The sequence below is a fragment of the Paracoccus sp. (in: a-proteobacteria) genome (assembly GCF_032007265.1).
Taxonomy (GTDB): domain Bacteria; phylum Pseudomonadota; class Alphaproteobacteria; order Rhodobacterales; family Rhodobacteraceae; genus Paracoccus.
Window position 1 is genome coordinate 20,487 of the sequence record NZ_DALZMB010000041.1, and the last position, 11,116, is coordinate 31,602.

Consider the following 11,116-nt stretch of genomic DNA (forward strand, 5'->3'; position numbering starts at 1 on the left):
TCACTCTCCCAAAGTGCGGATGCGGGTGTTGCCGTAGTCCAGCGTCTCGGCGACATAGCCGGGCGGAACCAAAGTGGTGGAGTTGTGCTGCACAAGGATCGCAGGCCCCGGAACACAGTCGCCCGCAAACAGCTTGGTGCGATCATAGCGCGGCGTTTCCAGCGTCTGACCGTCATCGAAGGTCGTGGTGCGCACGAACATCAGCGCCCGATCAATGCTAGAGCCGTCGGTCCGTGCGATCTTTGGAATCTCGATGCGCCGGACCGAGGCTGAGCCGATGACGCGCAAAGTGATCAGCTCGACCTCGGCCTCGGGGTAAGAGTAACCATAATCGCGCTTGTGAGCGGCGTGGAAACTATCGGTGATCAGATGCTTATTGGCCTGAGTGACCTCTTCGGCTGGCATCTCGGCGCGCAGTTCAAACCCCTGCCCCTGATAACGGCATTCCGCAATCAAGGTCAGCATTTGCTCGGCGTGCGGAATGTCATCGCTGTCAAGTTCGGCACGCACCCGGTCGCATAGGCTGGCAATGGCCGCATTGATCCGCGCGATCTGGACATCATTGGCATGTTTCAGTTCGATGATCACCGCTTCGGTGTATTCATACTGCAGATCGGTCTTCAGCAGACCAACCGCCGCCGTGATCCCCGGCGCCACCGGCACGATGACATCGCGCGCCGAAACCGCCTCGGCCAGCGCGACACCATGCAGCGGACCCGCCCCGCCAAAGGGCATGATCGAAAACTCTCGCGGGTCGATGCCGCGCGCGACCGAATTCGATCGGATCGCCAGGGCCATATTGTTGTTGATGATCCGGATAATGCCCAAGGCCGCGTCCTTGACCGACAGGCCAAGTGGCTTGGCAATCTTCTCTTCAACCGCCTTTCTTGCAAGATCCGCATCAAGGGACAGGTCGCCACCCAGCGCAAGGTCAGGGTCAAGGCGCCCCAGGACAATCTGCGCATCCGTCACGGTCGGCTCGACGCCACCGCGACCATAGCAGGCCGGTCCCGGCTCTGATCCGGCCGAGCGTGGCCCGACATTAAAGGCGCCTGCCTCGTCGATGAATGCGACAGATCCGCCGCCCGCGCCAATCGTTACCAGATCGATCATCGGCGTCAGAACAGGGTGGCCCGACACATAGGTATCACGCGGGTTCATGATCTTAACGCTGCCGTCGGGAATGGTCGAAATATCCGCCGAGGTTCCGCCAATATCGACCGTGATGATGTTGGGCACACCGGCCATATCACCCTCGGATGCCCCGCCAATCACGCCCCCCGCCGGGCCCGACATCAGGATGCGAACCGGACGTCGCGCACAGGCATCAACCGTCGAGACCCCGCCATTCGACTGCATGATCCGCAGCTTGGACGTCACCCCTGCCTCACGCAGTTTGGCGTCAAGATCACGCAGATAATAGGCGGTCTTTGGCCCCACATAACAGTTCATCGCCGCAGTCGAAAAGCGCTCGTATTCCCGCATGACATTGGCAAGTTCAGAGGAAATCGTGACATAGGCGTCAGGCATCTCTTCAAGCACAATTTCCTTGGCGCGCTGCTCGTGCGCGTCGTTAAGGAAGCTGAACATGAAGCCAATGACGACGGAGTTGATGCCACGTTTCTTGAAAACGGCGCAGGCGCGGCGTACCGCATCCTCGTCCAATGCGCGCTCAACGCGACCATCTGGCGGCAAGATACGCTCGGCAATCGAGATACGGTTGCGACGCTTCACCAAAGGCTGGTTCTGCCACGGCACCTCAAAATGAAGCGAGAAGTTATAGGGCCGTTTGTGGCGCCCGATATGAAGAATGTCGCGGAAACCTTCGGTCGTCAGCATGCCGCATTCGCTGCCGTTATGCTCGATCGTGATATTGGTCGCAGTGGTCGTGCCGTGGACGATCAGCTCGACTTCCGAGGTGTCAATTCCGGCATGCCGACAGATGCCCTGCACGCCATCTACCACACCAATTGACTGATTTTTCAGTGTCGTAGGCACTTTATGGTAGAAAACACCTTTGGAACATTCCAGCACGAGATCGGTATTCGTGCCCCCCACATCGACGCCAATTCTGGCCATTGATCTACCTCCTGTTTGGGCCGGCCGGGCTTCGCGCCCGTGGACGCGGATAGGCGAAATCGGGCTGATGGCCGGGCCGTGTAACAGCGGGATTTCGTTAGGCGCAGAGCTGCCAAAATGGCGTCAGTCGTTCTTTTGCGGCAGTTGCGCCCCGCCAGTATGACGAGGCGCAACAGTGGTTATTCCGCGGCCTCAGCCAGCTGATTGACCGTGTTCAAATAGGCCACGCATTCATCAACGGTATGGACATCGCCAAACTTTGCATCGATGTCGAACAGGTTCCAGGCAACCGCCCCCGGCACACGATCACCGATTGCTTCCTTAACGGCAATCGTGCGGAAGCCGTCTGCAATCCCATCACAAATGGTTTGGCGAACGCAAGCACAGGCGGTCACACCGGTCACCAGAATTGTGTCAACGCCATTGGCGCGAAGGATGCCTGCAAGCTCGGTTCCATGGAAGGAAGAGGCGCGTTTTTTCAGCAGCGTATACTCGCCTTTGACCGGCGCAATGCGGCTGTCGATGGACCATAGCTCGGGCTTTGCCAGGTCAACCACATCGACCGGAATCTTGTCATGCCACAGCCCCATATCGGTGAAAGGCGCGTTGCGGTCGGTGATTTCATAGGCGGTGGTGACATGGATCACCGGATGGCCATTCGCGCGGCAGGCAGCCAAAAGCTTTTGCATGCCAGGGATGATTTCATTGTCCATCTTCTCCTGGTCACAGGTGAAGGGATTGCCGGGACGGGTCCATGCATTGGCCAAATCGACACTTACCAAAGCGGGTCGTTTGCCAAAACCAACACGGCGCTGAAAGCCGCGCTCTTTATAGAGTTTGCTGGCCGTATCAAAGGCCTCTTGCAGCAGCCGATCCAGTTCTTTGGCGTCAACATCGCTCATCTGTATCTCCTTTATCTGAACACAGGCGGGACTGTCGCCACACCTCTTCCCTATATTTTTCTGTTTCTTGACGCAGAAGAATTGGTATGTGAGCAATTATTATTGCTTTTGACGCATCAATTATTTTGCAAGCGCTTAGGCGGTGAAAGGTCGTTTCAGATGCAGAATACCGATGGGCTGGACCTGATCAGATCCTTTCTCGTCGTCGCCGAAGAGTTGAATTTTCGGCGCGCCGCCGAGCGGCTGAACCTTGATCAATCGGCGCTGACCCGCCGCATCCAAAAGCTAGAGCAAAGCCTGAATTTTCGCCTGTTCGAACGCACCACCCGAGAGGTGGCCCTGACGCAGGCCGGGCACTCATTCTATAACGATAACGCCTATCTTCTAAGCCGTTACAGCGCCTCGATCGACACAGCGCGCCGGATCGCCGAGGGCAAGACTGGCCATATCCGCATCGGCTATATGGCTTTTGCCGCGACCGAGCTGATGCCTTCGGCGGTGGCCCGGTTTCGCCGCCTGCATCCGCATATTCAGGTTTCTCTGTCCTATATCCGCACTCAGGGGCAGAAGCTGGCCCTGGCCAATGACGAAATCGATGTGGGCTATATGATCGGGCCGTACAGCCATCCGGATTTTCAGACACTTACCCTGACCCAAGAGCGCCTTTATGTCGTCACGCCGCGCAATCACGCCCTGCTGCGCCGCCCGGTCATTACCCCCGCCGATCTGGCGCAAGAGGCGGTCATTTTGGGTGATGTCAAGGAATGGGGTGAGTACCGTTGGCGGCTGGCCGAACTCTTCATGGGGGAAGGGATCGAGCTGAATATCACGGTCGAGGCCTCTAATACGCTGGCCCTGATTGGGCTTGTCGCTGCGGGTCTGGGCGTCACCATCTATCCCGAAAGCCTGATTGGCTTCATCGGGCGCAGTGTCGAGGTGCGACCAATCATCCACCCCCGTTTTCAATCGGAAACCGTGCTGGCATGGCGCCGCGCCAATCGCAGCAAGCAGTTACGCACCTTTATCGAGATTGCGCATCAGCTTGGTGTAAAGAGATAAACGATTTCATTCTGAAGAGCTTCCACCCCATTGATGGAAGGGAAAAAGCTAGGTCCAGACCACATCTGCAAGGGCTGACCGGTCAATTGGCTTCGATCGTCCTGCGGCGGCAAGCGCCAACTTTTGATTGGGTCCAGTTCAGCTTAATCAGGGGCGTTCAAAACCACGGCCTGCTTATTTCTGGCGGTTGCTGGCCAGTCTAAGGGCAGGCATGTGCGGGATCGGCTACCTGTGCCCGCAAGCGCAGCGAAATCGCCAAAATTGCACGCCTCGCGGCAGCACCAACACCGACATTCGCTGGCTGGCGTTAGGTAGATCGGCCTAACGCGGCGGCCCCGAAAAATTTTTCAGATAAATTCTGCGCGTATTATCAACCAATTCAATAGCATAATCTAAGTTTCTAAGGCTTGAACGCGCCACGCCTTACAGCGGCAAGGCAAAGACGCGGTTTTCATAGCAAGCGGCGGCGATGCCACGGGGGGCCAGCGCAACCAGTGCCGGATCACTGCATATCAAGCCGCCGGTATATGCGCCAAACGCAGGCAGGATCAGGTGATTTTCGCCGATCAGAAACGACGGCAGGCGGCTGCCTGCCAGCCGCGCAACGGGGTGGAAATGCCCGGAAATGTCAGGGCCCGCGTGCGGCATCGCCTCGTGCCTTAGGGGGATCTTCTCGATCAAGGCAGAGGTCGTCACGCGCCCCGGCAGGTCGTCAGGCAGGGAACCCGCATCGTGATTTCCGCTGACCCACAACCATTCCCGCCCCTGCGCCAGCTCATGCAAAAGGTGACGCTCGTCCATCGGCAATGCGGCGGCGGCGGCCAGATCATCAAAGGCATCGCCCAGACTGATCACGCGCTGCGGGGAAAGTGCCGCTATTTCATGTTGCAGCCGCTCAAGCGTCAATCGACCTTCATAGGGCGGCAGCAAGGCGCCCCCTCGACGGGCCATCCGTTCAGACTTGCCAAGGTGCAGGTCAGCGACGATCAAGCATTTTTCATCGGGCCACCACAGTGCTCGCGAGGATCTTGCGACAAGGTTAAGGCCATGGAATTGAAACTGAAAACCGCCGGTCACGACAGGCCTGCCTCGGCCATCAATGCCTCGGCTTCGGCCTCGGCCAGTCGAAGATAGCCCTGTCCTTTGATCGGAACTTTGCCGACTTCCAGCAACAGCGGCGCAGCAAGGGGCGAGACCCGCTCAAGCTGGATATGGCGCAACCCATGGCTTTGCCTCAACATAGCCTCGATGCGGCCAAAATCGACCAGCCCGCGGCTGGCCTCTAGCCGGGTGACGCGCAGCAAAAGATGGTCGGGATCGTATTTGCGCAAAGTATCGTAAATGATATTGGTTGAGAATGTCGCTTGCTTGCCGCTGCGGCGCTTGCCCGGCAGGTTGCGATGGATCAGCCCCGCGATGGTGGCAATGCTGCGAAAGCTGCGCTTCATCACCGCGTTTTCATCCAGCCAGTCGCCCAGCCCTTTGCGCAGCCGTTCAAGATCAAGCAAAGCTGCCGCATCGGTTACGGGGTCAATCGACCAGATCAAAAGCGCGTAATCGGTTGCCAAAAAGCCAAGCGGTCCTAGGCCATCTTCTTCCATCGCGCGCGTCAGCAACAGCCCCAATGTCTGCAAGGCATTCCGCCCGGCAAACCCATAAAGCGCGAAATAAGAACGCCCCTTGTGCGGAAAGCTTTCACATAGCAGCTGTTCAGCCGAGGGCAGCGCGCTGACCTGAGCCTGAAGCGCAAGCCATGCCTGCGTATCAGGAGGCAAAACATTATGACGCGACGGATCGGCCAGAATATTCAAGACACGGTGGGCAAGTTGCGTCGACATCGCCAGCTTCTGCCCGCTGAAAACGGCGATCTTGGGCTGGCGGGTCGGGTTCGGCGTCACCTCTAGGACCATCTCACGCAGCGCGTCATAGCGCACGGTCTGCCCCCCAATTAGGAAGGTGTCACCGGGAACGAGCGTGGCGGCAAAGGCCTCTTCGACCTCGCCCAGAAAGGCGCCTGCGCGCCCGCGGCGGCGCACCTGCAGCATTTCAGCCTCGACGATTGTGCCGATATTCATGCGTATCTCGCGCGCGGCACGCGGATCACGCAGGCGCCACAAACCATCCCGCAACATCAGCCTTTGCCACATGTCATAGCTACGAAGTGCATAGCCGCCGGTTGCTGCAAAATCGAGGCAATCGTCAAAATCCGCGCGGCTCAGATCCCGATAGGGTCCAGCGGTTCGGACCTCGTTAAACAATGTATCGGCATCGAACGGACCAGCGCAGGCCGTCAGTTGAATATGTTGGCACAAGACATCCAAGCCCCCGGCCGGACGCGGCTCGCCGTCCAGATCGTTCTCTTGTACGGCCTGCAGCGCGGCAACGCATTCGATCTGCTCGAAACGATTGGTTGGCACCAAACGCGCCACCGAAGGGGCGCCCCAGCGATGGTTTGCCCGTCCGATGCGCTGAACCAGCCTTTTGACGTTTTTGGGCGCGCCGACCTGAATGACCAGATCGACATCCCCCCAGTCAATGCCCAGATCCAGACTGCCGGTCGCGACCACGGCCTTTAGCTCGCCTGCAGCCATGGCTGCCTCGGTGCGGGCGCGCGCCTCTTTGGACAGGCTACCATGATGCAGGCCAATCGGCAGGTTCTTTTCATTTTGTGCCCAAAGCGATTGAAAGAACAGCTCGGCCTGAGCGCGTGTATTGATGAAGATGATCGAGGTCCGCGCTTGCTCGACCGCGGCCAATACCTCGGGAATGGCGTAATGGCCGCCGCTGCCCGCCCAAGGCGCGGGGGACGAAGTCGCCAGCATGGCAATATCGGGCCGGGAACCGGGGTCGGCCCGCAAAATCTTGGGGGCTGTGCCTTGGGCGTTTCCCATGAACTGAGCCAGCGCAATTGGGTCTTCGACCGTCGCTGACAGGCCCGTCACCGTCAGCTGGGGCGCAAGGGCGCGCAATCTGGACAGTGCCAGCATCAGCTGATCGCCGCGTTTCGATTCAGCCAAAGCATGCAGTTCGTCCAGAACGACGCGACGCAGATTGCCAAAAATCCTAGGGGCTTCGGGATAGCTTAACATCAGCGCCAGGCTTTCGGGGGTTGTCAGTAAAATATGCGGCGGCTCGACCCGCTGTCTGCGGCGCTGTGACTGACTGGTGTCGCCGGTGCGATCCTCGACCCGGACAGGAAGGCCAAGATCGCCGATCGGTCGAGCAAGATTGCGGCCAATATCCACGGTCAAAGCCTTTAAGGGCGAGACGTAAACGGTGTGAAGTCCTGTCCAACCTTCGGCTAGTTCGACCAAAGAGGGCAAAAAGCCAGCAAGCGTTTTTCCCCCGCCGGTCGGCGCGATCAGCAACCGATCCCCTTGAGGGGCCAGAAGTTCAAGTTGATGGGCATGAGGCACCCAGCCCCGCCCGGCAAACCAGCCGGCAAAAGCCGTGGGCAAGATCACAGCATGGCCTCCAGGGTGGCAAGTTGGTCGGCTTCGTCTGCGGGCTTGTCCCAGCGGATGCGGCTGATACGCGGAAAGCGCATTGCAATGCCGGATTTGTGCCGGGTCGAGCGCGCCAGCCCCTCAAAGGCGACCTCAACTACCAGTTTCGGGGCCAAAGCGCGCACGGGGCCAAAGCGCTCGGTGGTGTTTTGGCGTACAAACCTGTCCAGCTTGCGCAATTCCTCGTCCGTAAAGCCGAAATAGGCCTTGCCGACGGGCACAAGCTCGCGGTCACGCCAGACACCAAAGGTGAAATCGCTGTAAAAGCCCGAGCGCTTGCCATGACCACGCTGCGCATAAAGCAGCACCGCATCCACCACCATCGGGTCTTGCTTCCACTTGAACCAGGGCCCGCGCGGACGACCCGCTTGATACAGGCTATCAACCCGCTTCAGCATCACGCCTTCGATCACCGTTTGTGGCGGCTGCGCGCGAAGGGCCGCAAGTTGGTCCCAATCGGCAAAATCAAGCAAGGGGGACAAGGTGACGCGGGCCGCGCCGAAATCCACCCCCTCGAGTGCCGCGCGCCGTTCAAGAAAAGGCAAAGCGCGCAGATCCTGCCCCTGCCAGATCAGCAGATCATATAGCATCAATCCCGCCGGATGACTGGAGAGCAGCGCCTTGCTGGCGGTTTTGCGGTTCAGTCGCTTTTGCAGATCCGAAAAGGGGGCGACCGTTTCGTCGCGAATAACGATCAGCTCTCCGTCGACGGTGCCGTCGAAATTCATCGCCTCGATCACATCGGGAAACGCCGCCGAGATGTCCTCTCCTGTGCGCGAATACAGCTTTTTCACCCCCTGATCCGAGGCGGCCTGAATACGAATACCGTCCCATTTCCATTCCGCCCGATAGGCCGCCGGATCCAGCAAAGTGAGTTCGCCTTGCGTAATCGGTGTGGACAGCATGACCGGACGGAAAGGGGCAAGTGCGGCCGCAGCCGGGCGCGGGCCGCCCTCAATCCAGGCAAAAAGCGGCGTATATGGCGGCGTTAACCCATGCCAAATTTCTTCGATCTCTTCGACTGACGGGCCGCCCATTCCCGCCAAAGCGCTGCGCGCCAGACGGGCCGAGACCCCCACGCGCATATTGCCGGTTGCAAGTTTCAGAAATGCCAGCCTTTCGCTTGCATTCAACCCGTCCAAACTGTCCGAAATGACCGCAGGTAAGCCACCACGCCCGGTCGTTTGCATCAGTGCGACAGCTTGAGACAGCGACATATCCTTACCACCCGGCCCCTCCCAGATCAGGGCCAGTGTTTCGGCAAGATCACCGACAAAATCATAGCTCAGCGCAAATAGCTCTTCATCTATGCGGCTGCTCGCCATGCCGCGCAGCAGGCTTGGCGCAACATGGCGCAATTTCAGATCACCGGTCAGTGCAGCCAAGGCATACCCGCGATCAGGGTCGGGAGTTTGGCGCAAATAATGGCGCAGCAACCGCAGCTTGGCATTTCGCGCAGGTGTAAACGCCAGCCTTTCCAGCAAATCCGAGAAGGCTTTCATTCAAGCAATTCCTCATCATAGCCGATCAATCTGAGCGGATGCGCGGTAATCTGGTTCAGCGCGCACCACCGCATCAGCCCTTCTTCGGCACCATGGGTAATCCAAACCTCTGCCGGAGCAATTTCGGAAATGGTGCGCGTTAAAGCCGGCCAATCGCAATGATCCGAGATGACCAAGGGCAGCTCGACACCGCGCTGGCGCGCTCTTGCCCTGATCTGCATCCAACCCGAAGCGAAGCCGATCACCGGATCGCGAAAGCGCTGAACCCAAGAGCTGGCAAAGGCCGAAGGGGGCGCAATGACCAGTTGCGCGGGGCAGTCCTTGGCGGTTGCGGGAACCAGTTCTCCGAGTTCGATCCCTTGCGAGATATAATAGTCGCAAAGCTTTTGCGCCGCGCCATGGATGGCTATGGGCGCATCATAGCCCGACGCACGCGCCAAGGACAGCAAATGCTGTGCCTTTCCCAAAGCGTAGGCACCGATCAGATGCGGACGTTCGGGGAACTCTGCCATACTGGCAAAGAGGCGCGCCATTTCATCTGCCGGATCGGGGTGATGAAATACCGGCAGGCCAAAGGTCGCCTCGGTCACGAAGACGTCGCAGGACACCGGCTCGAAGGGGGCCGCAACATCCGACTTGCGCCGGGTGTAATCCCCTGAAACGACGATCTTTGGTCCATTCACCGCCCGGACAGCGATCTGGGCCGAGCCAAGGACATGGCCCGCAGGATGAAAGCTGACCTCGGTATCGCCGATCCGTAAAGGCCCGTCATAAACCTGACGCTGCGAGGTAAATGTCTCGCCCATGCGCAGAGCCATGATCTCAAGCGTTTGGCGGGTCGCCAAGACCGCGCCATGGCCCGACCTTGCATGGTCGGAATGCGCATGGGTGATCAGCGCCCGCGGAACTGGTCGAACGGGATCGACATAGAAATCGCCAAGGGGGCAATATAGCCCCGCCGCCGTCGGATACAGGAGCTGGTCTGCACGCATGCGCATGATATTTGAACCTAAGCACGGTTATTCAAGCATATCCGCTCAATAACCCTAATTAGCACACTTCGATGGGCGGGGTGAGCGACCTCCCTAATCGTTGGCAAGACAAGGGTGCTTTGCGGCCATGCCAAGATCATTCGCAAATTGCACCTGCGCCCGGTCTTGTTCTTGCCCCGACAGTCGCAAAATGAAGCTGGGGTGCCATGTGATCAGCACCGGTCCCCCATCCCTTGCCATTTCCACCATACCGCGACGGCCAGACAACGGGGCATGATTTCCCGTCAGGGCAAAGGCCGCACTCGCGCCAAGCGCCACTGTCAAACGCGGCGCGATATATCGCCTTTCAAGATCCAGCCACCAACGGCAATGTAGGATCTCGGTGTTGCTGGGGTTTTGATGCAGGCGGTGCTTGCCGCGCGGTGTGAATTTGAAATGCTTTACGGCGTTGCTGAGCCAGGCTTGCGCGGGATCTAGCCCAACCTCGCCCATGGTCGCGCGCAGTAAGCGACCAGCCGGGCCAACGAAGGGCCGTCCGGCCAGATCCTCGGCATCGCCCGGCGCTTCACCGATGATCATCAACCGCGCATCGCTTGGCCCCTCTCCCCAAACGGTTTGGGTCGCGTGCTGACAAAGGCTGCATGTCGTACACTGCGCCGCTTGCGCGCGGGCGCTGTCCAGTGAATGCGGCGGCTGCTGGACCTGGGGCACCCTGACTGAGGCCGTCACCTTGGCCGCAAACGCCGGGGCAATCGTTGCGCCCGCCTCTGCCATGGCGCGGACGCGGCGCGGCGCATCTGCCAGCATCTGAGCGATCAGTTGGGTTTCAGGCAGGTTCTTCCAATATTTGACCGGCATTTCAGATTGCATCGCTTTGATCTTGACGCGTGCCGGGTTGAAGATATTGGCAAAATAGGTCTGCCAAAGCTGATGACTTGCGTCTGCGGGCAAATCCGGGCGCGGTCCGGGATCCGTAAAACGCACCTCGCCATCAAAGAGCGCAACCCCTTCGGGTGTGGCGATCATCCAATCCATATCCGCAAAGCGCTTGGCAAAAAACGGAGCCCCTGCTTGCA

8 protein-coding genes are annotated in these 11,116 nt (G+C 59.1%); 1 reads left to right on the forward strand and 7 read right to left on the reverse strand.

Annotated elements, in window-relative coordinates:
- Both RTS12_RS10480 and RTS12_RS10485 read right to left on the reverse strand, forming a co-directional pair.
- Positions 1-2,079: a hydantoinase/oxoprolinase family protein gene (locus RTS12_RS10480; protein ID WP_312528205.1), complete on the reverse strand. Its 2,079-nt coding sequence runs from the start codon at positions 2,077-2,079 to the stop codon at positions 1-3.
- A 179-nt stretch (positions 2,080-2,258) separates the two neighbouring features.
- Positions 2,259-2,981 (reverse strand): isochorismatase family protein, encoded by a 723-nt coding sequence (locus tag RTS12_RS10485; protein WP_312528208.1) that lies wholly within the window; start codon positions 2,979-2,981, stop codon positions 2,259-2,261.
- A gap of 159 nt (positions 2,982-3,140) precedes the next feature.
- Between RTS12_RS10485 and RTS12_RS10490 the strand changes: the two genes are divergently transcribed.
- On the forward strand, positions 3,141-4,040 hold the full coding sequence (locus RTS12_RS10490; protein ID WP_312528210.1) for a LysR family transcriptional regulator: 900 nt from the start codon (positions 3,141-3,143) through the stop codon (positions 4,038-4,040).
- Positions 4,041-4,463: 423 nt separating this feature from the next.
- On the opposite strand, the gene pdeM is transcribed toward RTS12_RS10490, so the two are convergent.
- From pdeM to RTS12_RS10515, 5 genes are all read right to left on the reverse strand, one after another.
- Positions 4,464-5,117 (reverse strand): ligase-associated DNA damage response endonuclease PdeM, encoded by a 654-nt coding sequence (gene pdeM, locus RTS12_RS10495; protein WP_312528212.1) that lies wholly within the window; start codon positions 5,115-5,117, stop codon positions 4,464-4,466.
- On the reverse strand, positions 5,114-7,504 hold the full coding sequence (locus tag RTS12_RS10500; protein WP_312528215.1) for a ligase-associated DNA damage response DEXH box helicase: 2,391 nt from the start codon (positions 7,502-7,504) through the stop codon (positions 5,114-5,116). Before RTS12_RS10500 ends, pdeM begins: the two co-directional genes overlap by 4 nt.
- On the reverse strand, positions 7,501-9,048 hold the full coding sequence (locus RTS12_RS10505) for a cisplatin damage response ATP-dependent DNA ligase (RefSeq protein WP_312528217.1): 1,548 nt from the start codon (positions 9,046-9,048) through the stop codon (positions 7,501-7,503). The genes RTS12_RS10500 and RTS12_RS10505 overlap by 4 nt, the downstream gene beginning before the upstream one ends.
- A complete protein-coding gene (locus RTS12_RS10510; protein ID WP_312528221.1) occupies positions 9,045-10,040 on the reverse strand; it encodes a ligase-associated DNA damage response exonuclease in 996 nt (331 codons plus the stop codon). The genes RTS12_RS10505 and RTS12_RS10510 overlap by 4 nt, the downstream gene beginning before the upstream one ends.
- 93 nt (positions 10,041-10,133) lie before the next feature.
- Positions 10,134-11,116 (reverse strand): UdgX family uracil-DNA binding protein (locus RTS12_RS10515; protein ID WP_312528219.1); only part of this gene is annotated, 983 nt, incomplete at its 5' end.